Below are 25,119 nucleotides of genomic sequence, written 5' to 3'. Positions count from 1 at the left end.
TTAACGATTTATAATACCGAAAGACCGCATGAGGCGTTAAATAACATGACACCGATTGAGTATAAAACACTAAAACAAGCAGCATGATTTTCTACGTGAGTTGTGTACTAGGTTTGGGGTATTTACAGAAATTAAATATTACTAAAAATAAAAGCATAGAAGCTGGTTCTATAATTAAATGTATGTAGGATAAAAAGCTACGACAACGCTAGTAGTAATTAAGCTAATAAAAGTTTAATGTCAACAATGGCGGGATGGATATGGGCTCTAATATTAAAATGGGCTTATAAGATGGAGAGTTTGATGAATATACATGAAAGATGGTTAACTTTTGTATTAATTGATAATAATAATTCATTTAAAGAAATGTTGACTGAGATAGAACTAGCATTTAAATGTAAATTATCCTGTAAAGATGAAAAAGGTCGTTATATTGCTAGAGCTGAATTGGATAATTTTAGTATTGCTGTTATTGACAAAATTGATAGGCTTAGTGAATTATTATGCGATGAACATTATACACTTAAAATAACAATAATCTCTGATGAATACTTTAATTCTAAATTTGAAAGTTATATAAAAGAAATCCTAACAAATAATTTCATACAATGGGAACGGTCAATTTGGTCTCCTGTCGAAGTTACTCCACTGAGTGAGCGAAATAATTAATTTAGTTGACAAGGATCGTAAAAAAGGAAGGCAACGTGTAATACTTAGTACTTATGATCATATTTTTAATGTAATAGGTAGATATGAAATTAAATATTACTAAAAATAAAATCATAGAAGCTGGTTCTATAATTAAATGTATGTAGGATAAAGAGCTACGACAATGCTAATAGTAATTAAGTTAATAAAGGTTTAATGTCAACAATGGCGGGATGGGTATGGGCTCTAATATTAAACTGGGCTTGTAAGATGGAGAGTTAGATGAATATACATAAAAGATGGTTAACTTTTGTATTAGTTGATAATAATAATTCATTTAAAGAAATGCTGGCTAAGATAGAACAAGCATTTAAATGTAAATTATCCTGTAAAGATGAAAAAGGTCGTTATATTGCTAGAGCTGAATTGGATAATTTTAGTATTGCTGTTATTGACAAAATTGATAGGCTTAGTGAATTATTATGCGATGAACATTATACCTTTGAAATAACAATAATTTCTGATAAATACTTTAATTCTAAATTTGAAAGTTATATAAAAGAAATCCTAACTAATAATTTCATACAATGGGAACGGCCAATTTGGGCGCCTTTCGAAGTTACTCCACTGAGTGAGCGAAATAATTAAATACTCCCTAAAGGAAATATCATGAGTGTGAAAAATAATGGTAAGTTTACTGGTATAGGTGCATGCTAGTGACTCAATTAGAAAAAAATCTTGATCTTTTAAAGATTCTTACTTACAAAATTAAAACTTGGGATAGAGGAAATGATTATATAGCGCTATCAAAGCTGATATCTGATTTAGAAAAACTTACTAGAAAAGAATACTCTTTGTATTATAAAAAGTTTTTTACTGATATCTCATTAGCTGAACAATTAATCCAATTGTATAAAAATGAAAATTTAAACAAAGAAACCATTATAAATATAGTATCTTGTATAGGTAATATGATAGAACGATATAGCCTGCCTCCTTTAAATGATTTTTTTGATTTTTTCAATGAATTAAAAACTATTAAGAAAATTGATTACTATGTTTCTTTATTTATTACTGAATTTCCTCAGTTTTATAAGGACAACAAAAAATGGGATTACCTATTATCAATTCTAAATATAAGTCCTAAAGCGAAATCAGAAAGAAATTTTTACATTGAAATAAAAAAGATTTTAAATCGTAATGAATCCATTCCAAATAACTATATAGATCTATTTATCGCTTCTTTTGAAGAAATGTATAATAAAGCTAAAAATGATTTTTATAAAAATGATTATAAAGAAATAATTTTGAAGCTAAGCAAGTTAAAATAAATTTTTTAAAATAGAATATACAGTTTTTGGATTGTGTAACTATAATGATTAATTTAATAATTACTTCTGATACTATTCGTGTATCAAAAAGTAAAATATCAACTCAAGTATTTTCGGAAATATATTTTCAAATCGGAGATATTTGCTTTCCAGACGAAAAATGGGACGATTTCACAGTAATTATATTAAACTGGTGGTTAAAAGAAGCTCATAAAATTCAACAAAAGAACATAGTCCATTTTATCTTTATGGATGGACCATTCTATTTTGAGTTTTTTTAGTTAATAAAATTTGTAGTATCAGATTTATAAATAATAGGTATGATAAACACGAAATAGTATATAGCGGTGCAATAGCTCCAATCATTTGTTTAAACTATTAATGAAAAATGCAAATTTATTAATTCGTAACTTACCTCGTGAAGCAGAAGAATTAAGAGACGTAAAAGAGTTAAAAGAAAATTTGAAATTAATACAAAATGAGAGTAAATATTTTCGAGATTGGATTTATTGATACAAATATTTTAGTATGATGTATTTTTATACCGAGTAAATAATTTAAACCTTAAGTGGCAATATGTGTGATGAATACATCTATCACACCAAGAATTGGAATTTGAATGAGTAAATTAAACATATTCCAGCTAACTTTAAATAAAAGTTATTATAGATACATCAATTCTTCCATTTTTGACCTCTAACATAAGCTATTAGTTCATTTTTATTCTGTGGCTCATCAGGAATTTTCAAAAATGAATCATAGCTACAATAACCAATAATCGATGATTCTATATCCGCTAAATAATCAAAAGCAGCTTCAGGTATATCATCATAATCCGTATCAGATAAGTTATCTTTTATATATACAAAAGCAAAGTTATATATTCTGTGCCTATCCCATTTAGAACGTACTAATTGCTCAAAGAATAAATTCATTAACCGCTGTGAATTATCATTTATATCCCATAAGCGCATTATTTTTTTTAAATCTGCAAATGCCTTTTTTTCATCGATGAAATCGCAATACATATTGACAAATAGCTCCACGAAGAATGTAACGTTTGAGACTGACCTAATAAACATCATTAATAAAAGCCTGTTATTATTTCTTAAGGTGCCATATATCTTTCCCCTTTGGCAGACTCTGTTTTAGTGGGTAAATACGTTATCCTGATTTTGTTTAGATTTTTATTCCTTTATATACATAAATAGGTTTCATTGTTCCTCTTTCGCCATTTTCGCCAAGACAAAAGGTAAAATCTTTATTAACAAAATAAGTAGCCGGAAATAAACCATCACGTCTATTTTCAAGATAAGATAAAAAATTTTTTAAAGAAGATAAATATAGCTGCATATTCTTTCCTTTTCCATCAACTAGTATATAACCCTGTATATTTATATCCATATCAAGATGGCGAATATCCATTGCTCCTTGGGGCGCCATGTATTGATTCCACAACGGACCATGGGTTTGCATATCTTGTTTTATAAAAGGCTTTCTAAAATTATGAATAATCGCTTTTCTAATTTCAACTGCCTTATTGTTCTCAATTTCAATATCAAAAAACTTGGTATATGTCGAAAATAATATGTTCATATGTTAATGCCATATGTCAAAAATACGTGTCTGTCTGCAATTATATCTTTTTATTCGTTGAAGCTCATCAAATGGGACTGTACCTATGATAACCATAGCTATGGTATTCAAATTCGATATAAAATACCTTCTAGTGTGTTGCAATGCGTTCGTTTATTGTAAAAGTAGAAGATCAACAGCCCGTAACCTAGTGATTTAAGCGATTAACTGTGGCTTTGATATAATGCGTCTAAAATATATCGTAATTGTTTGACATCTAATTGACCGGGTGCTGATGCATTTTTAGCAGCACCAAAGGTCATTGCTGAGCCAAATGTTGAACCTGCTATACGGCTAACAGCACCAAGACCGGCCATCGACATGGTAATAATGGGTTTTGTGGCGTATTTTTCGTTCATTTCAGTTGTTGCAGCAAGCAAGGTTAACACATCATTAGTTGTTTGTGGCATGACGGCAATTTTAGGTATATCGGCACCAAGGTCTTGCATCTTTCTTAATCGATAGATGATATCGCTTTTAGCGGGTGTTTTTTCAAAATCATGGTTTGATGCAACAACAAATACTTGGTTTTTGTGTGCAACAGTAATCATATCTTTTACGTAATCATCGCCAATAAATAATTCGACATCAATCAAATCGACAAGTCCACTACAAGCCATTTCTTTGTTTAATTCAATATATGATGTTAATGGCCATGGTTTGACACCACCTTCATTTGCGGTTCTAAAGGTGAATAAAAGAGGTTTATTCGGTAATAAATCGCCTATTGTCTTTGCCATCTCTTTTACTGCATTGATATTATCAACGTTCGTAAAGTGATCAACACGCCACTCTAAAACATCAAAATCAATAGATTGTAAAAACTTAACTTCATCAATTAATTCCGCTTTAGTTTTACCGACAATTGGCACAATAATTTTGGGCGCGCCCAAACCGATCTTAAGTTGTTTGATAGTGACTGTTTTCATTTTATATCCTGTTAATCGTCGATGCGTTTATTATAGGGTTTTATTTTATGGGTTATATCAAATAAAACAAAAGAGTAAAAAAAGTTGATGTAATGTAATAACACTTAGTTCAACTAATCATTAAAGCCCATTTGTTCTTTCACATATTCAATAGGGGCATCTTCACCTGTCCAAATTTTTATTTGCGCAGCGCCTTGCCATAACATCATACCTATACCATTTAATGTTTTACAGCCTTGTTGTTCAGCTATTTCGAGTAGTTTTGTTTTACGTGGGCTGTAAATACAGTCTGTAACAACAAGATCAGGATTTAACATTGTTGGATCAGTAATTAAGCTTTGTCCTTCTAATGGTTTCATCCCAACACCTGTTGCATTACAAAGAACCGCACTCGTTGCAATTTCTTGGCGTAGCTGATCTTTATCAGCTAGATCGATAACACGCACATGACATTGGGTATTTTGATTCAATTTTTTTGCAACCGCTTCGATCTTGGCATAGCATTCATCTTTTTGGTTAAAGATGGTGATCTCTTTTACACCATCAAGCGCAGCTTGTACCACAATAGCTGTCGCAGCGCCACCCGCACCAAGGATAGTTATTTTTTTTCCTATCACATTAATGTTGGCTTCTTTAAGCATACGCATATAACCCATTCCGTCAGTGTTATAACCAGTTAAGACCCCATTATCATTTGAAATAGTGTTACATGCTCCGCTCAATTCGACAGCTGGTGTTAGCTTATCAAGATATTGGCAGACAAGCTGTTTATTAGGCATAGATATCGCACTACCACGTAAACCCAATGCCCGAATTCCTTTAATTGCATCAGGCAGTTTTTCTTGATCAACTTCAAATGCTAAATAAACATAGGGTACATTCAATTTAGCATAAATGGTATTTTGCATTTGAGGGGATAAACTATGGCGAATAGGGTAAGCCATTAAACCAATTAATAAAAAATGTCCGTCTATATTATTTCTCATTCACCGCACTCCACAATAGCCTTATTTGCCTATAAGGCTTTCTATTTTTAATATTCTTTAGCAACACGCGTTTAGTTTTGTATATTAAAAAGAAGTGAGTATACACTATTGATTGCACTTTCAATATCTATCACCTAAAATAATAAGCTTTGCTTCTCAACTAAGAATCTATTTATGAATACAGTGCTTGATTTGTTCTCGTCAATAAATGCAGTTGTGGTTGCGGTAATTTGTATGTTAATTTTGTCCCTTTGCCGTGTTCATGTCGTTATTAGCTTAATTATTGGTGCATTTGTTGGTGGGCTATTTAGCCATTTATCGTTGAAAGAAACCATTGATGCATTCAATACTGGGATCAGCAATGGGGCAAATATTGCGCTTTCTTATGCGATGTTAGGTGCATTTGCAGTGGCAATATCAAAATCGGGCTTACCTGAATTATTGGCAGATAAAGCGATCAAGCAGCTTACCTCAAGCGATGCGAAAAAACGTATTAAATGGGTTTTGATAGTCATTATTGCGTTAGTTAGTATTTCCTCACAAAATGTTATTCCTATTCATATTGCCTTTATTCCACTTTTAATTCCGCCACTTTTATATGTGATGTCGCGATTACAGCTCGATAGAAGGATGATTGCTTGTATTATGACATTTGGGCTAATTACGCCTTATATGTTTTTACCGGTGGGATTTGGGAATATCTTTTTAAATCAAATATTATTAAAAAATATTACTGCATCTGGCATGGATGTTAGCCATGTTAATGTGATGCATGCAATGGCGATTCCAGCGTTAGGTATGTTTATGGGTTTATTATGGGCTATTTTCGTCAGTTATCGTAAACCCCGAGAATATAAAATTATTCGAGGCGAGGCGAATTTAGATGCGTTAAACAATGTGAATAAACGCTCACTAATTATTTCATTATTAGCCATTGTTCTCTCCTTTACTGTTCAACTTTATACAGGGTCAATGATTTTAGGCGCTTTAATTGGTTTTATTTGTTTTATTGTATCGGGTTCGATTAAATGGGGCGAAGCGGATGGCGTTTTTACTGATGGTATCAAAATGATGGCAATGATCGGTTTTGTGATGATTTCAGCACAAGGTTTTGCCGAAGTATTAAAACAGACTCATGAAATCGAACCACTTGTGATTCATAGCGCGACTTTATTTGCCGGCAATAAAGTAATTGCTGCTTTTGTTATGATGTTGATTGGGCTGATTATTACCTTAGGTATTGGCTCGTCATTTTCGACAGTTCCTATCATTGCTGCAGTTTATGTGCCTCTTTGTGTACAGCTTGGTTTTTCGCCAATTGCAACCGTATGTTTAATTGGCGCATCTGGTGCAATCGGTGATGCAGGATCGCCACCATCAGATACCATTTTAGCCACTTCTTCAGGGCTAAATCATGATGGGCAACATGACCATATTCGCGATAGCGTTATCCCAACATTTACCCATTTTAATATTCCGTTATTTATTGCCGGTTGGGTTGGATCATTAATTTTATAATCAGCATATTGTTGAATTTAGGTCACTATCATTATGAATAATCGATCACATCAAAATATTCGAGCTATTTGTGCACAAACTATTTTTAATGTGCTAGAAGAAGGTCAATCATTAAGCGCTACATTGATAACTTTAAATCATAAAATAGCCGATAAAGATAAAGCATTGGTGCAAGAGATCTGTTTTGGTGTAATGCGAGTATTGCCAGAACTTAATTTTTATATTCACACCTTAATGAGTAAAGTGTTAACCGGTAAAAATAGAATTTTGCACTATCTATTGTTAGTGGGAATTTACCAGATTCTTTATACCCGAATTCCAGAACATGCCGCAGTTGGCGAAACAGTGAATGCTGTCAACACACTGAAAAAGACACAACTTAAGGGGGTAATCAATGGCGTATTACGCGAATTTTTACGCCAGCAAACCTCATTACAACAAAAATTTACGCAAGATAACAAACAACAAAACCAGCAATCATTACACCCAAGTTGGCTGTTAGCCCGCCTTAAACAAGCCTATCCACAGCAGTGGCAGGCTATTGTCAATGCTAATAATCAAAAGCCACCAATGTGGTTACGGGTTAATCTTAATCGATATACAGTCACTGAGTACCAACAATTACTTGCTGAGCAACAAATTGAGTCTGACACCTTTGCTGAGCTACCTTGTGCACTGCGATTATTCTCGCCTGTGAATGTGACTAAATTACCATATTTTGATAATGGTGCTGTTACGGTACAAGATCTGTCTGCTCAATATGCAGCTTATTTGTTAGCACCACAAAATGGCGAGTATATTTTGGATATGTGCGCAGCGCCTGGTGGTAAAACCACACATATTTTAGAAGTTGCCCCAAAAGCACAAGTTTTAGCCGTTGATATTGATCCCAGCCGAGTTAAGCGCATTCACGAAAACTTAACACGCTTAAACCTACATGCCGAAGTTAAAGTTGGCGATGGATTAACTCCAGAACAATGGTGTGAAGGACAACAATTTGATCGGATTTTGCTTGATGCCCCTTGCTCGGCAACTGGCGTTATTCGCCGACATCCAGATATAAAATGGCTAAGAAGAGATAGCGATATAGCACAATTAACTGCATTGCAATATGCGATTTTAAATAACATTTGGGCATATTTAAAAACAGGTGGTACTTTGGTGTATGCCACTTGTTCCATTCTACCAGACGAAAATAAATTACAAATAGAGCGTTTTTTACAAGAAAACACCCGCGCTAAATTACAAGGTGATCTTAAACAATTTTTACCTACTGAAAATGGTGGTGATGGCTTTTTCTATGCAGTATTAAAGAAAGTGTAATTAATTTGCTTGTGTTTAATTAAGTAAGTCTATTGTTATTTATCAATTGGTGACTATAAATAGACTAGCCCAAACTATAACGTGCCAAGTTTAATCTTTATTTTGTCAAAAAGTTTCAGGTAACATGGTGTTTTAGTATAAAAGCAAGTAGAAAAATAACGAAAGACTAACTTGGACAATCTGTAGTAGTTATGGTAAATTTTGGGCTTGTTTTATGTTCTGAAGACTTTCTAATATGGCTTACACGCTCACCTACAATGATTTACCTGAAAATATCCAATATTGGCAAGGATTACCACTTTCATTAAATGGTTGTGAAGTGGTTCCTTTAGATTATAATGCAGGTAAAACAGGTTGGATTATTTATGGTAAAAAATTAAATAAAACAGTCTTATCAAAATTCCAAGATCAACTTGCTATGCCTATGGTGATTGTATCATCATGGAAAATCAAAACCTATCAGATTGTTCGCATTGCCGGTGTCATGCCCAAAAAAGCTAAAAGTATTGCATTAACATTAGGTATCGATGTTTCGCCAATTGACAATTTACCTACACTCCATTCCCCAGGTTTATTGGTAATGGATATGGATTCAACGGCGATTAAGCTAGAATGTATTGATGAATTGGCTAAATTGTATGGTGTCGGGCAGCAAGTTGCGACCTTGACCGAACAAGCGATGCGTGGAGAACTTGACTTCGCAACGAGTTTGCGCAAACGTGTGGCAACGTTAAAAGGTGCACATCAGGATCTTTTACAGCAAGTAAAAGACAACTTACCCCTTACGCCTGGTTTGACCTATTTAGTAAAAGAATTGCACAAAAAAAATTGGCATGTTGCTATTGTGTCGGGTGGTTTTACCTATTTTGCTGATCACTTGAAGCAAAAATTAAAATTAGTTGATGCCTATGCCAATGAGTTAGAAATTAAACATGGCAAGTTAACCGGTAAAGTGAATGGCCAAATTGTTGATGCAAAATATAAAGCAAGGACATTACAACAATTAGCAACAACACTCAATATCCCCATTGAACAAACGGTGGCAATTGGTGATGGAGCCAATGATTTAATGATGATTCGTATAGCGGGTTTAGGCGTTGCCTATCATGGCAAACCCAAAGTGGTTGAAAAGGCAAGAATCAGTATTAATTATGCTGATTTAACGGGTTTATGGTGCATTTTATCAACCAGTTTATTAAGTGAAGGTTAGGAGATTAAATTGGCAAAAGCGGTAAAGCGAGCTTATGTTTGTAATGATTGTGGCGCAGACTATCCGCGTTGGCAAGGGCAATGTAGCTCATGTCATGCTTGGAACACCATTACCGAAGTTAGGCTTGCTAGCGCATCATCGCGTAATGACCGATTAACGGGGTATGCGGGTAGTGGTGCTGGGCAGGCTAAAATTCAAAAATTATCCGAAATCAGTTTAGAGGCACTACCAAGATTTTCAACGGGTTTTTCAGAATTTGATCGTGTGCTTGGTGGTGGCGTCGTACCGGGTAGTGCAATTTTAATTGGGGGGAATCCTGGTGCAGGTAAAAGTACGTTGTTACTGCAAACCATGAGTAAGCTCTCATCACAAATGAATACACTTTATGTTACAGGTGAAGAATCACTTCAACAAGTTGCGATGCGTGCACATCGCTTGGGTTTACCGGCTGATAATATCAATATGCTGTCCGAAACAAGCATTGAGCAAATTTGCCTGCTTGCCGAACAGTCACAACCTAAACTTATGGTAATTGACTCTATTCAAGTGATGCACCTTACTGATATTCAATCTTCCCCCGGTAGTGTTGCACAAGTTCGCGAAACAGCTGCCTATTTAACGCGGTTTGCTAAAACGAAAGGAATTGCCATTATTATGGTTGGGCATGTAACCAAAGATGGTTCACTAGCTGGGCCAAAAGTGCTTGAGCACTGTATTGACTGTTCAATTTTATTAGATGGTGATGCTGATTCTCGTTTTAGAACGCTACGCAGTCATAAAAATCGCTTTGGAGCAGTGAATGAACTGGGCGTGTTTGCTATGACAGAACAAGGTCTAAAAGAGGTTAGTAATCCATCAGCAATTTTTTTAAGCCGTGGTGATGAGATGCTACCGGGTAGTTCGGTTATGGTATTGTGGGAAGGTACCCGACCATTACTGGTTGAAATACAAGCACTTGTCGATCACTCTATGTATGGTAATCCAAGACGTGTAACGGTTGGATTAGATCAAAATCGACTAGCATTATTGCTTGCGGTATTGCACCGGCATGGCGGATTACAAATGGCCGATCAAGATATTTTTGTAAATGTTGTAGGGGGCGTTAAAGTTACTGAAACTAGTGCTGACTTAGCATTGATAGCAGCGCTGGTATCCAGTTTTCGCAATCGTCCGCTACCACAAGATATTGTTATTTTCGGTGAGATTGGTCTTGGTGGCGAAATTCGGCCGGTACCAAGCGGACAAGAGCGTATCTCTGAAGCGGCTAAACATGGGTTTAAAAAGGCCATTGTACCTATTGCCAATATGCCAAAGAAAAAACCCGAAAATATGCAGATTTTTGCCGTTAAAAAAGTTTCTGAAGCGTTAGATATTTTAGGTGATTTTTAAAAACTATCTTAACTATCAATTGTTAAAATTACTCCGCCGAGGATTATCGGCGGATAAGATTGGATGTATTTTCGATTAAATTTGTGACTAACCTTATTTTAATAACAAATTTCATAGCAAGGTTGATAAGCACTTCCCCCTGGTAATTTCATTCGGTCTTGTTTAACAAAACTACGCAATAAATTATCAAGTTGCTGCATAATTTCAATATCACCTTGTAATTTATATCGACCATGTTCGCTAATTTGTTTCATACCAAACTCTTTTACGTTACCAGCAACAATACCAGAAAACGCACGGCGCAAATCAGCGGCTAATAGTTCCACTGGTTGATCACGATGAAGATTTAATGACGCCATATTGGCGTGCGTTGGCTCAAAAGGATGTTGTAGAGATTCATCAATTTTCAGTAGCCAATTAAACCCATAAGCATCGCCGGTTTTTAAGCGTGAAGATTTAACATGTTTAACGCCATCTTTCATAATACGTGCCACTTGTTCGGGTGAGTCGATCACGATTTGGTAAAGCTTGGTTGCCTCATCACCTAATGTGCTACGAATAAAATTATCTATTGATGCAACATAGTCCTCGCATTCTTTAGGTCCTGTCAAGATAAGAGGAAGTGTTTGATGCTGATTGGCTGGGTTTAATAAAATACCCAGAATATAAAGTAACTCCTCGGCAGTACCTGGTCCACCAGGAAAAATGATAATGCCATGCGCCATGCGCACAAAAGCTTCAAGGCGTTTTTCGATATCAGGCATAATGATTAGTTCATTCACTAGCGCATTAGGCGGTTCCGCTGCAATAATTGATGGTTCGGTCATACCAATAAAGCGGCTGTCTTTATAGCGCTGCTGAGCATGACCAACAGCTGCTCCTTTCATTGGTGCCTCCATCACACCAGGACCACAACCGGTACAAATGTTCAGCTCACGTAAGCCCAATTGCATTCCCACTTGGCGAGCATAATAATATTCGTTTTCGTTAATGGAATGCCCACCCCAGCAGACAACTAAATTGGGTTCTTCCCCCACATGGAGTGCATTGGCATTACGTAAAATTGAAAAAACCAAGTTTGTAATATAAAACGAATGATCTCTTTCAAATTTGATATTAGAGATAAGCTCTTTAACAGCGCTGATTTGACTATTTAAAAAAAGGATATCACGTAATACAGCAAACAAATTGGCTTGGATCGAACGAATAATTCGCCCATCAACAAAAGCGCTTTCTGGTGCATTAACTAATTCTAATTTAACGCCACGCTCTTTACTAATGACATTAATTTCGAAAGACTGGAATCTATCTAATAGATCTTTTGTATTATCAGTCTTAATTCCAGCATTAAGCGTGGCCAATGAACAATTTCTAAACAATTTATAAAGCTCGCTATTGGCTGATTTTTTTAAAATATCGACTTCAGCTTGAGCAAGTAAATCCATGGATCCGAATGGGCTAATATGGGTGATCATTACAACCTCCATTTGTTGTTTTTATCGACAAGGCGACCATTATATACTCAAACTGATTGAATAAGTAAAGTTGATAACTTCAATAACTTCAAATATCTTTTTTAGTTGATTGATATTTTTAATATGATTAGAATTATGTTTTTTTGATAACTTCTCTTGATAGTGGATTAAAAGATAAGATTGATATCTCAAAAATAATATTTAATAATAATCAATGAATTAATTAATGAGAGTGATTTGTGAAGAATGATTTTTGTTTATTAAAAGGAACAGTCAGTTGTTTAACGGTAAGCCAAAATAACCAAGAAACTGACACTAAGCTGACGGCGACGGATCGAATAGAAAAAGATCTTTATGCGGTGTTTTGTTCAATTATAGCATTTATTTGCTTTTTTATTTGTTGCCGCCCACCTTTAAAAGGGCAACACTTTTGTTGCCATATCGGCAATAAAAAAGTAGAGGGAAGACTTAACACGATTGGTTTTAATGATGGCGATTATGTTGAAATGCTTGTTAAGCCACAAAAAAATGATGTTTACCAGCCTTATGCAGTACGAATTCCAAAACAACATGCGATAATTTTCCCGCAAAATATTGGTTTAACAACGTTCGCACTTTTAAAAGTTAGTTTTATTTTGATGACGATATTTGCCGTTGTTATCCTGCTTTTTTTGTTAATTATTGAACTATTTAACGGTTGTTCATTAAATTATATTTTTAACATATTTAAATACAGTTTTTTGGGTTGGATCATTGCAATTATTGCTGCTTTTTTGATGGGTGGAGGAGGATACTCTTTTATTTCCAATCAAATTTATGCCTGTTTGGGGTATGAAAAACCGTGGAAATATGATTCTGAAAAAGAAAAGGAACGCTTTAAAAAATTGTATCGAATCAATGACCCTGAAATATTTAACGATCCACAGACCCCTGACTTTGAAAAGTTAAAAAAATTTAAAGCATTAACAGATTACTACTGTAGAACGCCAACTTTACCTAATTGGGTTAAAGTCATTGATGAACGAAACAAAAAATAACAAATAATTGAACAGATAAATATAAGGAATAAAAAATATGGAACAGAATATAGGCGATAACCATTATTACCAAATTATTACTGGTTATATCACCGATCTGGAGGTCTATGACACGCAAGAAAGTTATCTTAATGCTCGCAAACTAGCTGGACGCCCTGATGTCAATTTACTCACAATAGGGCATTTAGATTTAGTTTCTATGGCTAATAGTATGAAAATAAATGCAGCAAAAATTCAAAACATTGATTACGATACAGCCGATATTGAGCAGTATTTTTGCTGTAAATTAGGTGATAAGGTGATTGAAGGCGCATTTTGTCGAACCTTTTTTAATGAGGGAGACTACGTGGAGGCGGTTGTTGATCCACTAGCTGGTGGAAGCTATTTTGCTTATGCATTACGCCGTCCTGCCGATAAGCTTTTATGGTTACATCCTTATGCAACAGAGGGAACAGAAGCTGGCAATTCAAAACTAAATATACCTATTTTACCGCGCATTTTCTTTATTGGTGCTGGAGGATTGGGGGTATTTACTTTCTTTTATTTTGTAGTAATGGCCTTTTCTAAAAATGATTTTTCGCTACTTCTTATGGCTGCTATGGGATTATTATTTCTTTTACCTGGTTATCTAGTCTTTTCTGCATTAAAAAAATCAAAATCCGGTTCTGCTATTGCTGATAAGATTTTTGCGACTTTGGGGTATAGTAATCCTAAAACGTTTGATATTGAAAAAGAATATAATGTTTTTGTCGACAAATTATTCGATTTATATAAACAATATTGTGAAAATCACAATGGATATTTAGCGACTGATGAAGATACATATAATGAGTTTATTGATCATTATATACATCAGCAATCAGAAGATGATTCTCAGGAAGATATATTACTAAAACAATATTTACGTCAAACCAAAAAAATAGACGGGATTCAATGGGCATTCTTTTATGTTAATACGCCAGCCATCCCTAGCTATATTAACGTTATTCATACCGAAAACCACGATGACAGCCATGGGCAATAATGGTTAGTTGTTGAGTGTTTTATTCAGTTCTGGAAACAAAAACACGGGCAAAATCCCGTGTTTGTCATTAGTTATGTTTGATCTGCTCTATTGGTTCTTAACCAATTTCCTGAATTCGTCTACCCCAGAGCTGATAGCTGTATTCTCATAATATTTTGCCATTTTATCCATCAGCGCTTCCTGACAACCATTCAGATCGGTATAGAAGGAGCGAATCTGTTATTCTTGGTTATCATTTGCGTCTAGTGGTTCATAGCTATCTGGGGCGGTGAAGATAAAGAAATTAATCAAGCTATAATAGTACCTACTACTTAAACTTTATAATTTCTATATTATTATTTTAAATATTTACGATTTTCCATAATATGATTATTATCATTCCATATTCTTAATTCATAAAAATGCTCTGTTGGTAAAATTGAAAACCCAAAAGAGTTATTTATGGCAACTAGCAAACACTCTAGCTTCTTGTTACTATTCTTTACTTTCATATTCCAAAATAATGTTGGATTTTGCTTAATATTATTAATATGCAATTTTAAATAATAATATGTATTACAAGTTATAATTTGGAAAGCTACTAAATCATTATTATTAATACTACTCAAAAAATCACAAAATCGGTTAAATAATAAATTTTCATTTACTGATAAATCAACAAGCTGATATTCAATCTTATCAATAAATTTTGACAAAAAAACATTATAATTATGCGATTGAAACGTTATTGAATCACTATCAATCCGTAATTTATTTGAGATATTTTGAACAATTGCCTTTTTTTCTTTTTCAATAACTGATAATTTCAATTTTTCTTGTAAATATAATGACATTATTTTCTGCCTTTAGCATTTGTAATTCTCTTCATATTTTTAGGAGTATGTACACCATGTTGATTATACTTTACTTTTATTGGAAAGGATCACTTTGCCATAAATACGGCATGATCAATTCAATTTTTTATAAATAGTGACAAAAATACGGCGGTATGCAACACGCAGATATCAAAGGTTTAAAAGAATTCTAAGCGAAACATCGTAAACTTAAACTAGTTTGCTGAACTAAGTTTAAAATAATAGCTTCAGCAAAAAATCATAAAAAGTTGTAGTGCCCATCTATGCAAGTAAAAATTGGGCAGAAGAGCTACAAGCCACTCAATCTATCTACCCAACAAAAATAGCCTCATTTTTGGACAAGTTAATAAATAACATTGATTATATTGTATTTTTATATCTGCTTTTTGCAAAAGCACAACTCACCCCCATCTCACCAATCAAATCGCACCAACAATACGATGTGGCATATATTGATCTTCTAAATATATGATATCTTCTTTCGATAATGAGATCTTCAGTGAGCCAACAGCATCATCTAGATACTTGGTTTTAGTTGCGCCAATAATTGGTGAGGTGATCCCCTTAGCAAATTGCCAAGCTAACGCTATTTGAGTCATTGTTACACCATATTTTTTGGCAAGTTCATTGACTCTTTGCACAATAATAGCATCCATTTTTTGCGTGCTATCATATTTGGCGATAGCAATCTGATCGGTTTTACTGCGTAATGTATTCGCTTGCCATTCTAAACGAGTGAGCCTACCAGCAGCCAGAGGGCTATATGGTGTTAAGGAGACGTTAAATTGTTGGCAGATAGGAATTAACTCTCGCTCATCTTCTCGATACAGTAAGTTATAGTGATTTTGCATCGAAACAAAAGGTGTCCAACCATTTTGTTTAGCCACAAGTTGCATGTTATAAAATTGATAACCATACATGGCGGAAGCCCCTAATGCTCTCACTTTACCTGCTTTGACAAGATTATGTAATGCCTCCATTGTTTCTTCTATTGGTGTTGTATAATCAAAACGATGAATGATATATAAATCTATATAGTCAGTACCAAGTCGTTTAAGAGAACCATTAATTTCTCTTTCAATCGCTGCTTTGGAAAGATGTCCCTCATTAAAATAGACTTTAGTTGCAAGGATAACTTTTTCGCGGGCTATGTTTTTTTTAATTGCTCTCCCTAAATATTCTTCGCTTGTACCGGCTGAATAAGTATTTGCTGTATCAATAAAATTAATACCTAAATCTAGCGCATGTTTGATAATTACTTCACTCTGGTCAGGATTAAGTGTCCATGGATGCATTTTACTGGCTGGATCACCAAAGCTCATACACCCTAAACAAATACGAGATACTTGAATATTAGAATTGCCAAGTTGTAGATATTCCATAAAATCCTCTCTTGCTAATTAATGAATTCGAATAAACTTTATACTTCTAATAAGCCAATAACCCTCTATTGCTGAGTTTATTGTAAACGCTATATTCGTTGAGATAAATAAGGTATTAGTTGATAGTATCCTGAATTAAATTCATTAATAGTAAGCTCATGCATAATTTTAAGTTATAAAATTACTTTTAGGTTATCAATCAACGCGCTAAATATAAGCATTAGATACTGGAGGAACCATATTAATAAATATTTAATGTAATAGACCTGAAATGTAGCATTTCACAGTACTTGAGCAAAGCAATATAATTCAGCTAGCTAATTTAGTCTAAAAATAGATGAGATTATTGATGAGAAAATAAAAAAGGCGCACAATGCGCACCTTTTTTACTGATGATAAAGCGCATCAATAGCTGCGCTTTATGGTAGCAAGTTAAATTACTTAATAACTTTAGCAACAACACCAGCACCAACAGTACGACCACCTTCACGAATCGCAAAACGTAAACCTTCTGCCATCGCAATTGGGTGAATTAATGATACTGTCATTTTGATGTTATCACCAGGCATTACCATTTCTACACCTTCTGGTAATTCGATAGTACCTGTTACGTCAGTTGTACGGAAGTAGAACTGTGGACGGTAACCTTTAAAGAATGGAGTATGACGACCACCTTCATCTTTGCTTAAGATATACACTTCTGATTCAAAATCAGTATGTGGTGTAATTGAACCTGGTTTTGCAAGTACTTGACCACGTTCGATTTCTTCACGTTTTGTACCACGTAGTAATACACCAACGTTTTCACCCGCACGACCTTCGTCAAGTAATTTACGGAACATTTCAACACCAGTACAAGTGGTTTTAGTTGTCGGTTTGATACCCACAATTTCAACTTCTTCACCAACTTTGATAACACCTCGTTCAACACGACCTGTTACTACTGTACCACGACCTGAAATTGAGAATACATCTTCAATTGGTAATAGGAATGGTTTGTCGATATCACGCTCTGGCTCTGGGATATAGCTGTCTAATGCTTCAGCTAATTCAACAATTTTGTCTTCCCATGCTGCTTCGCCTTCTAACGCTTTTAACGCTGAACCACGAATCACTGGTGTATCATCACCTGGGAAATCATATTGAGATAGAAGTTCACGTACTTCCATTTCAACTAATTCTAATAACTCTTCGTCATCAACCATATCACATTTGTTTAAAAATACGATGATGTAAGGAACACCTACTTGACGACCTAAAAGAATGTGCTCACGAGTTTGTGGCATAGGACCATCTGTTGCAGCTACGACTAAGATAGCACCGTCCATTTGTGCCGCACCAGTGATCATGTTTTTAACATAGTCAGCATGGCCCGGGCAGTCTACGTGTGCGTAGTGACGAGTTGGTGTGTCATATTCAACGTGTGAAGTGTTGATGGTGATACCACGTGCTTTTTCTTCTGGTGCGTTATCGATTTGATCGAATGCACGCGCTTGACCGCCGTATTTTTTAGCAAGTACAGAAGTAATTGCCGCAGTTAAAGTTGTTTTACCATGGTCAACGTGGCCGATTGTACCAACGTTAACGTGGGGTTTTGTACGTTCAAATTTTTCTTTAGACATCTTAATGTTCCTTTATTAAATCACTTCCCCTATGCTATTAAGGGAAGTGTTACTTTATTTAGATAAAATTATTTTGCTTTACGAGCTTCAATAATTGCGGTTGCAATATTTGTTGGTGCTTCATTGTACTTCAAGAACTCCATTGAGTAAGAAGCACGACCTTGAGTTTGTGAACGAAGGTCTGTTGCATAACCAAACATTTCTGAAAGTGGAACTTGTGCTTTAACTGTTTTACCAGTTGCAGTATCTTCCATTCCTTCAATCATACCGCGACGACGGTTTAAGTCACCGATAACATCACCCATATAATCTTCTGGAGTTTCAACTTCTACTTTCATAATCGGTTCTAAAAGCACAGGTTTAGCTTTCATGAAGCCGTCTTTAAATGCCATTGAACCGGCAATTTTAAATGCCATTTCTGATGAGTCAACATCATGGTAAGAACCATCAAAGATAGTGACTTCAACATCAACAATTGGGTAACCAGCAAGAACACCGTTTTTCATCTGTTCTTGACAACCTTTATCAACTGCAGGAATGTATTCTTTAGGAACCACACCACCAACAATTTCATTGTTGAATTTGTAGCCTTCGCCACCCGCCTCTAATGGTTTGATTTTTAACCATACATGACCATATTGACCACGACCACCAGACTGACGAACAAATTTACCTTCTTGTTCTACTTCATTGCGAATTGTTTCACGGTAAGCAACTTGTGGTTTACCTACATTTGCTTCCACTTTAAATTCACGTTTCATACGGTCAACGATGATTTCCAAGTGAAGCTCCCCCATACCAGAAATAATGGTTTGACCTGATTCTTCATCTGTGTGAACACGGAATGAAGGGTCTTCTTGTGCTAGTCGACCTAAAGCAAGCCCCATTTTTTCTTGGTCAGCTTTGGTTTTTGGTTCAACAGCAACCGAAATTACTGGCTCAGGGAATTCCATTCTTTCAAGGATGATTGGTGCGCTTTCCGCACAAAGTGTATCACCTGTAGTTACATCTTTAAGACCGATTGCAGCAGCGATGTCACCAGCGCGGACTTCTTTAATTTCTTCACGTTTGTTAGCGTGCATCTGAACGATACGACCAAAACGTTCTTTTTTATCTTTAACAGAGTTAAGAACAGTATCACCAGAGTTAACCACACCAGAGTAAACACGGAAGAATGTTAAGTTACCAACAAATGGGTCTGTTGCAATTTTGAATGCTAATGATGAGAATGGTTCATCATCACTTGAATGACGTTCTGCAGCTTCACCGTTTTGTAATTCACCTTTGATTGCTGGTACATCAGTTGGTGCTGGTAAATATTCAATAACCGCATCAAGCATGAATTGAACACCTTTATTTTTAAAGGCACTACCACAAGTGACTAAGATGATTTCATTAGCAAGTACGCGTTCACGTAATGCTGCTTTCACTTCTTCTTCAGTTAACTCTTCACCACCAAGGTATTTTTCCATTAACTCTTCACTTGCTTCAGCAGCAGTTTCAATTAAGAAAGAACGCCATTCTTCGACTTCTTCAACCATATCTGCTGGTACATCTTCATAAGTGAATGTTACGCCTTGATCAGCATCATTCCAGTTGATTGCTTTACGTTTAAGTAAATCAACAACACCAGTAAATCCTTCTTCTGCACCGATTGGTAAAACTAAAGGAACAGGTACTGCTGCTAAACGAGTTTTGATTTGATCAACAACACGTAGGAAGTTAGCACCCATACGGTCCATTTTGTTAACAAATGCAATACGTGGAACTTTATATTTGTTTGCTTGACGCCATACAGTTTCAGATTGTGGTTGCACGCCACCAACTGCACAGTAAACCATTACTGCACCATCAAGAACACGCATAGAACGTTCAACTTCGATTGTAAAGTCAACGTGTCCCGGGGTGTCGATGATGTTGATACGGTGTGGTTCAAATTGTTGGCCCATACCAGACCAGAATGCAGTTGTTGCAGCAGATGTGATAGTAATACCACGTTCTTGTTCTTGTTCCATCCAGTCCATGGTAGCTGCACCATCATGAACTTCACCAATTTTGTGACTTACACCAGTATAAAACAAAATACGTTCAGTCGTTGTTGTTTTACCTGCGTCAATATGTGCACTAATACCGATATTACGGTAGCGTGCTATAGGGGTTGTACGAGCCATATTAATCCTCTGTTTAGAATCGCTTGCTTAATAAAACATCATTTTGGTTGACTGATAGCAAATAAGGGCTATCAGTCCTAATTCAAGTCACTTATATAAATACAAGTGCGAATATTACCAACGATAGTGTGCAAACGCTCTATTAGCTTCAGCCATACGATGAACATCTTCGCGTTTTTTCACAGCGGTACCTTTGTTCTCAAAAGCATCCATCAGTTCATTCGCTAGGCGTAAAGCCATTGATTTATCGCCACGTTTACGTGCAGCATCTACAATCCAACGCATTGCAAGTGCATTACGACGAACTGGACGCACTTCAACAGGAACTTGGTATGTAGAACCACCAACGCGACGAGACTTAACTTCTACAGTTGGTCTTACGTTATCTAGTGCAACTTCAAAAGCTGCTAAGTGGTCTTTTCCACTACGCTCAGCTAATTTATCAAGAGCTGAATATACGATTGATTCTGCGATAGATTTTTTACCATCTATCATTAAAATATTTACAAATTTCGCCAGTAACTCTGAACCGAACTTCGGATCAGGAAGAATTTTTCTTTGACCGACAACATGACGACGTGGCATTGGAATACTCCGTTTATATGTTATAAATTTTTCAGGTTTACCCAAAACTCAAATGAGTTAAATGGAATTATATAGTTTGGCCTTACTTAACGGAGTCCCATTAAGCTTTAGGTCGTTTAACACCGTATTTAGAACGGCTTTGTTTACGGTCTTTAACACCTGCACAGTCTAGTGCACCGCGAACAGTGTGATAACGAACACCCGGTAAGTCTTTAACACGACCACCACGGATTAAAATTACGCTATGTTCTTGTAGGTTATGACCTTCACCGCCGATATAAGAAGTCACTTCAAAACCATTGGTTAAACGTACACGACATACTTTACGTAATGCTGAGTTTGGTTTTTTCGGTGTAGTTGTGTAAACACGAGTACAAACACCGCGTTTTTGCGGGCATGCTTCAAGCGCAGGAACGTTACTTTTCGCTTCCTTTAGTGCTCTTGGTTTGCGTACCAGCTGATTAATTGTTGCCATTAATAAGCTCCTGATTAATTAAAATAAATTTAAAATTGCTTTTTAGATACGTAATTAATAACTGTAGACCAAAACCTATGTATATAAGTTTTGGGTCGCAAGATTCTAGACCCCAGAGGAGATAATGTCAAGTTTTTGCTATCAATAAGTGCTTGATCTTGGCGTTAATTATTTGTAGAAGGTGGTCGCTATTTTAATGAAGAAAAACCGGTAAATTTTAAAACGGGTAATAAGTATATCCAGACATATACTAGCTGTTTTGCTAATTGCTATATACCCCACCGTAAGTAACGATGGGGTATTATTTTTTAGTGGTGATCGATAAAAATAAATTTTAAAGCGAATAGTACAGCAAATATAATCACACACAGATTTAATTGCTTAAATTTACCCGTAAAGGTTTTTAATACCACGTAAGAGATAAAACCAAGTGCAACACCTTCAGTAATGGCAAAGGCAAATGGCATCATGATTGCGGTAATAAAGGCTGGCGTCGCCTCAGTTAAGTCAGACCAGTTAACTTTAACTAAGCTTGAAACCATTAAGATCCCAACAAAGATAAGTGCGCCAGATGTTGCATAACTTGGTACTAAATGAGCAAGTGGCGATAAAAATGTCACGATTAAGAATAATAAACCCACTACAACCGCGGTTAATCCTGTTCGCCCCCCCACTGAAATACCAGCTGAACTTTCGATATAGGTTAACACTGATGATGTGCCAAATAATCCTCCTAAAGATGAACTAAAACTATCGATCAATAGCGCTTGGCGCATTTTGGGGAATCGACCTTTTTCGTCACTGATTCCAGCTTTATCAGTTAATGCTAAAATAGTGCCTGATGAATCAAATAGGCTGACAATCATTATCGAAAAAATAACACCCATGATGCCGATATTAAGCGAGCCAGCTAGATCAACATGACCAACAACGCTAGTCACACTTGGTGGCATAGACACAATACCTTGGTAACTAATATTAGGATCAAGCCATAATGCCAGTAATGTTACGACTAAAATCGAAACTAATACGGCTGCATGAAAGTTACGAGCTGCTAAAATAACAATGATGAAGAAACCAAGCGATCCCAATAAAACTTTCAGCGATAAGATATTACCCATTGTTAAGAGTGTCGAAGGAGATGCAACTACAATCCCCATATTTTGAAAACCCATAAAAGCAATAAATAGCCCAATACCGGCACTAATGCCTATGCGTAAACATTGTGGAATATGCTCAATTAACCAATGACGGACTTTAAAAAGTGACAAAGCAAAAAAGGCTAAAGAGCCCCAAAATATGGCGCCCATGCCGACTTGCCAAGAGTAGCCCATTGCACCGCATATACCATAGGCGAAAAAGACATTAAGTCCCATCGCAGGCGCTAATGCAATCGGTAAATTGGCAAATAAACCCATTAGAATCGTCGCAAAGGCAGTAACCACACAGGTTAATACAAAAACAGCAGAAGTATCCATTCCAGTTGCAGATAAGATGGATGGATTGACGAAGATGATATAAACCATTGTTAAAAAAGTGGTACAACCAGCGATAATTTCGGTACCGACAGTTGTTTTTTTCTCTTTCAGCTGAAATATTTTTTCAAATATTGAATTCATAAGTTAAGGCCTAATTTAGATTGATAAGCAAGAATAAAAGTTTATTGAGTGCTATCTATTTTTACCAAGAGGTAAAAATAAAAAAGATGAAGAGCTGTTGCCCCACATCTTCAAATAAACAGAAATTTTACTGCTTTATTATTGCCAGTTATTTATTTTGGTCAAGCGTTATTCTAGTTATTTCGCTGCACTATACTATAACGTTACAGAATCAAGTTTGTTTAACGTGATTTTTACTTTAAGAATTCTGTGGCTTTCTATTTCGGCGACTTCAAATAAATAATCGCCGATTTGTAATGTTTCGCCAACATTGAGTAAATGCTGCGCTTTTTCCATTAACAGCCCAGCCAAGGTATGATATTCACGCTTATCATCAAGGGCAATTGGCACAAAACGCACTAGTTCTTCAACAGGAATGTAACCATTAGCCATCCAACTATTATCACCAAGGCATTGAATATCATGTTTGGCATCAATTTCCTCTTCTTCGGTCGGGAAATCACCAGCAATGGTTTCGATAATATCTGTTACCGAGACAACCCCTTGCATTGAACCAAATTCATCAACTACGAAAGCAAAATGCGTTTTAGCCTTTTTAAATTGTTCTAGTGCAACCAGTAACGATACCGTTTCTGGAAAGATTAAAGGTTGTTTGATAAGTGAGTGAATATCAATTGGTGCTTCACTTTGCAGCACATCTTTTAAAAGATCATTGACTTGGATAATACCTAAAGGCTCATCAATTGAATCATTATCGGTGACTACTAAACGTGAATGAGGATTATCAAAAATTTCTTTTATAATAGCGTCACGATCGTCATTAATATTAACCATATCAACGTCAAGTCGAGATGTCATAATGCTACTGACTGAACGTTGTGCCAGTCCAAGAACTCGTTCAACCATGCTCAGCTCTTGATGATTAAACACCGGAGCTTTTTTATGAGTATCTGATGCCACATCAGTAGTGTGACTATCTGGATCTTCTTCAGCATCCCCTTTTAATAGGTGTAAAATTGCTTCAGCTGTGCGTTCGCGTAATGGTTTTTTGTTTAATGCTTTGCGACGATTAAAAATAGCTAATTGATTGAAAAACTCAATCATAATTGAAAAGCCGATAGCCGCATATAAATAACCTTTCGGAATCATAAAATCAAAACCTTCGGCAACGAGACTAAAACCGATCATTAATAAAAAACTCAAACAGAGGATAACAATAGTTGGGTGAGCGTTGACAAAATTAGCCAGAGGTTTACTCGCAACCATCATAATACCTATTGCAATACATACCGCAATAATCATCACAGGAATATGCTCAACCATACCAACAGCAGTAATAACTGAGTCAAGTGAGAAGACGGCATCTAATACCACAATTTGCGCAACAACAGTCCAGAAATGAGACGTTTTTTTCGGTTTACCATCTTCATGAGATGAGCCTTCTAGGCGTTCATTGAGTTCCATGGTTGCTTTAAATAGTAAAAATACCCCGCCGATTAACATAATCAGTTGGCGTGCATTAAAGTTGATTCCGAATATTGAAAATAACGGCGTGGTGAGCGTAACTAACCATCCCGTGAACATTAACAATAAAACGCGTGTAATTAATGCGAAAGCGAGACCAGTAACGCGTGCTTTATCTCGTTGTTGGGGAGGAAGTTTCTCGGCAAGAATGGCAATAAAAACAATGTTATCAATGCCAAGGACGATTTCAAGTACAACCAGAGTGGATAAGCCAATCCAAATTGTAGGATCCATGATCCATTCCATATGTCAGGTGATTACCTCTAATAAATACAGCACATGCTGCGTTGTAATTCTGGCTGTAATTGAGCAAATAATCAATAAAATATTTATAAAAATTACGTATTTTGTCAAAAACTTTCAGGAAAGTATGTGTTTTAGT

23 protein-coding genes are annotated in these 25,119 nt (G+C 35.6%); 10 read left to right on the top strand and 13 right to left on the bottom strand.

What is annotated here, in order from left to right; translation table 11 throughout:
• Window positions 1–6: 6 nt before the first annotated feature.
• From GYY69_RS13205 to GYY69_RS11255, 4 genes are all read left to right on the top strand, one after another.
• Window positions 7–87 carry an integrase core domain-containing protein gene (locus tag GYY69_RS13205; protein ID WP_141670356.1) on the top strand — a complete coding sequence of 27 codons (81 nt, stop codon included), beginning with the start codon at window positions 7–9 and terminating at the stop codon, window positions 85–87.
• Window positions 88–303: 216 nt separating this feature from the next.
• Window positions 304–669: a hypothetical protein gene (locus tag GYY69_RS11265; protein WP_174797763.1), complete on the top strand. Its 366-nt coding sequence runs from the start codon at window positions 304–306 to the stop codon at window positions 667–669.
• Between the two features lie 261 nt (window positions 670–930).
• Entirely contained in the window at window positions 931–1,296 is a 366-nt protein-coding gene (locus tag GYY69_RS11260) for a hypothetical protein (RefSeq protein WP_174797762.1), read from the top strand.
• Between the two features lie 68 nt (window positions 1,297–1,364).
• The gene (locus GYY69_RS11255; protein ID WP_141673026.1) at window positions 1,365–1,979 is read left to right on the top strand and encodes a hypothetical protein; all 615 of its coding nucleotides are present in this window, start codon (window positions 1,365–1,367) and stop codon (window positions 1,977–1,979) included.
• 674 nt (window positions 1,980–2,653) lie between these two features.
• On the opposite strand, the gene GYY69_RS11250 is transcribed toward GYY69_RS11255, so the two are convergent.
• The 4 genes from GYY69_RS11250 to GYY69_RS11235 all read right to left on the bottom strand — a co-directional run bounded on the left by GYY69_RS11250 (window position 2,654) and on the right by GYY69_RS11235 (window position 5,529).
• Window positions 2,654–3,007, bottom strand: a complete 354-nt coding sequence (locus GYY69_RS11250) for a hypothetical protein (RefSeq protein ID WP_174797761.1) — start codon at window positions 3,005–3,007, stop codon at window positions 2,654–2,656.
• A gap of 151 nt (window positions 3,008–3,158) precedes the next feature.
• Window positions 3,159–3,575: a hypothetical protein gene (locus GYY69_RS11245; RefSeq protein ID WP_065637487.1), complete on the bottom strand. Its 417-nt coding sequence runs from the start codon at window positions 3,573–3,575 to the stop codon at window positions 3,159–3,161.
• A 203-nt stretch (window positions 3,576–3,778) separates the two neighbouring features.
• Window positions 3,779–4,543, bottom strand: coding sequence for a type I 3-dehydroquinate dehydratase (aroD, locus tag GYY69_RS11240; protein WP_174797760.1), 765 nt, complete (start codon window positions 4,541–4,543; stop codon window positions 3,779–3,781).
• Between the two features lie 113 nt (window positions 4,544–4,656).
• A complete protein-coding gene (locus GYY69_RS11235) occupies window positions 4,657–5,529 on the bottom strand; it encodes a shikimate dehydrogenase (protein WP_174797759.1) in 873 nt (290 codons plus the stop codon).
• 174 nt (window positions 5,530–5,703) lie between these two features.
• Between GYY69_RS11235 and GYY69_RS11230 the strand changes: the two genes are divergently transcribed.
• From GYY69_RS11230 to radA, 4 genes are all read left to right on the top strand, one after another.
• Entirely contained in the window at window positions 5,704–7,047 is a 1,344-nt protein-coding gene (locus GYY69_RS11230; protein ID WP_174797758.1) for a Na+/H+ antiporter family protein, read from the top strand.
• A gap of 33 nt (window positions 7,048–7,080) precedes the next feature.
• Entirely contained in the window at window positions 7,081–8,370 is a 1,290-nt protein-coding gene (rsmB, locus tag GYY69_RS11225) for a 16S rRNA (cytosine(967)-C(5))-methyltransferase RsmB (RefSeq protein ID WP_174797757.1), read from the top strand.
• 235 nt (window positions 8,371–8,605) lie between these two features.
• Window positions 8,606–9,580 (top strand): phosphoserine phosphatase, encoded by a 975-nt coding sequence (serB, locus tag GYY69_RS11220; protein ID WP_174797756.1) that lies wholly within the window; start codon window positions 8,606–8,608, stop codon window positions 9,578–9,580.
• A gap of 9 nt (window positions 9,581–9,589) precedes the next feature.
• Window positions 9,590–10,969 (top strand): DNA repair protein RadA, encoded by a 1,380-nt coding sequence (gene radA / locus GYY69_RS11215; protein WP_174797755.1) that lies wholly within the window; start codon window positions 9,590–9,592, stop codon window positions 10,967–10,969.
• A gap of 98 nt (window positions 10,970–11,067) precedes the next feature.
• Here the strand turns inward: radA and ppnN are convergent, their stop codons facing one another.
• Complete coding sequence (gene ppnN, locus GYY69_RS11210; protein WP_174797754.1) at window positions 11,068–12,444, bottom strand: nucleotide 5'-monophosphate nucleosidase PpnN; 1,377 nt, start codon at window positions 12,442–12,444, stop codon at window positions 11,068–11,070.
• Between the two features lie 239 nt (window positions 12,445–12,683).
• Between ppnN and GYY69_RS11205 the strand changes: the two genes are divergently transcribed.
• The gene (locus tag GYY69_RS11205) at window positions 12,684–13,481 is read left to right on the top strand and encodes a hypothetical protein (protein ID WP_174797753.1); all 798 of its coding nucleotides are present in this window, start codon (window positions 12,684–12,686) and stop codon (window positions 13,479–13,481) included.
• A gap of 37 nt (window positions 13,482–13,518) precedes the next feature.
• Window positions 13,519–14,505, top strand: a complete 987-nt coding sequence (locus tag GYY69_RS11200) for a putative type VI secretion system effector (protein ID WP_174797752.1) — start codon at window positions 13,519–13,521, stop codon at window positions 14,503–14,505.
• Window positions 14,506–14,840: 335 nt separating this feature from the next.
• On the opposite strand, the gene GYY69_RS11195 is transcribed toward GYY69_RS11200, so the two are convergent.
• From GYY69_RS11195 to GYY69_RS11160, 8 genes are all read right to left on the bottom strand, one after another.
• Complete coding sequence (locus GYY69_RS11195; protein WP_174797751.1) at window positions 14,841–15,338, bottom strand: hypothetical protein; 498 nt, start codon at window positions 15,336–15,338, stop codon at window positions 14,841–14,843.
• Between the two features lie 440 nt (window positions 15,339–15,778).
• The gene (locus GYY69_RS11190; RefSeq protein ID WP_174797750.1) at window positions 15,779–16,741 is read right to left on the bottom strand and encodes an aldo/keto reductase; all 963 of its coding nucleotides are present in this window, start codon (window positions 16,739–16,741) and stop codon (window positions 15,779–15,781) included.
• A gap of 437 nt (window positions 16,742–17,178) precedes the next feature.
• The gene (gene tuf, locus GYY69_RS11185) at window positions 17,179–18,363 is read right to left on the bottom strand and encodes an elongation factor Tu (protein WP_065582082.1); all 1,185 of its coding nucleotides are present in this window, start codon (window positions 18,361–18,363) and stop codon (window positions 17,179–17,181) included.
• A gap of 68 nt (window positions 18,364–18,431) precedes the next feature.
• Complete coding sequence (gene fusA / locus GYY69_RS11180; RefSeq protein ID WP_065638791.1) at window positions 18,432–20,534, bottom strand: elongation factor G; 2,103 nt, start codon at window positions 20,532–20,534, stop codon at window positions 18,432–18,434.
• Window positions 20,535–20,648: 114 nt separating this feature from the next.
• The gene (rpsG, locus tag GYY69_RS11175) at window positions 20,649–21,119 is read right to left on the bottom strand and encodes a 30S ribosomal protein S7 (protein WP_034915550.1); all 471 of its coding nucleotides are present in this window, start codon (window positions 21,117–21,119) and stop codon (window positions 20,649–20,651) included.
• Between the two features lie 100 nt (window positions 21,120–21,219).
• Window positions 21,220–21,594, bottom strand: coding sequence for a 30S ribosomal protein S12 (gene rpsL, locus GYY69_RS11170; protein WP_034883792.1), 375 nt, complete (start codon window positions 21,592–21,594; stop codon window positions 21,220–21,222).
• A gap of 308 nt (window positions 21,595–21,902) precedes the next feature.
• On the bottom strand, window positions 21,903–23,213 hold the full coding sequence (locus tag GYY69_RS11165) for an NCS2 family permease (RefSeq protein ID WP_174797749.1): 1,311 nt from the start codon (window positions 23,211–23,213) through the stop codon (window positions 21,903–21,905).
• Window positions 23,214–23,408: 195 nt separating this feature from the next.
• Window positions 23,409–24,983, bottom strand: coding sequence for a TerC family protein (locus tag GYY69_RS11160; RefSeq protein WP_174797748.1), 1,575 nt, complete (start codon window positions 24,981–24,983; stop codon window positions 23,409–23,411).
• Window positions 24,984–25,119 lie beyond the last annotated feature (136 nt).

The organism is Gilliamella sp. ESL0250 (assembly GCF_013345045.1).
Lineage (GTDB): Bacteria > Pseudomonadota > Gammaproteobacteria > Enterobacterales > Orbaceae > Gilliamella > Gilliamella apicola_H.
The sequence above is the reverse complement of the archived record's forward strand: the minus strand, read 5'-3'. Positions and strand labels throughout refer to the sequence as shown.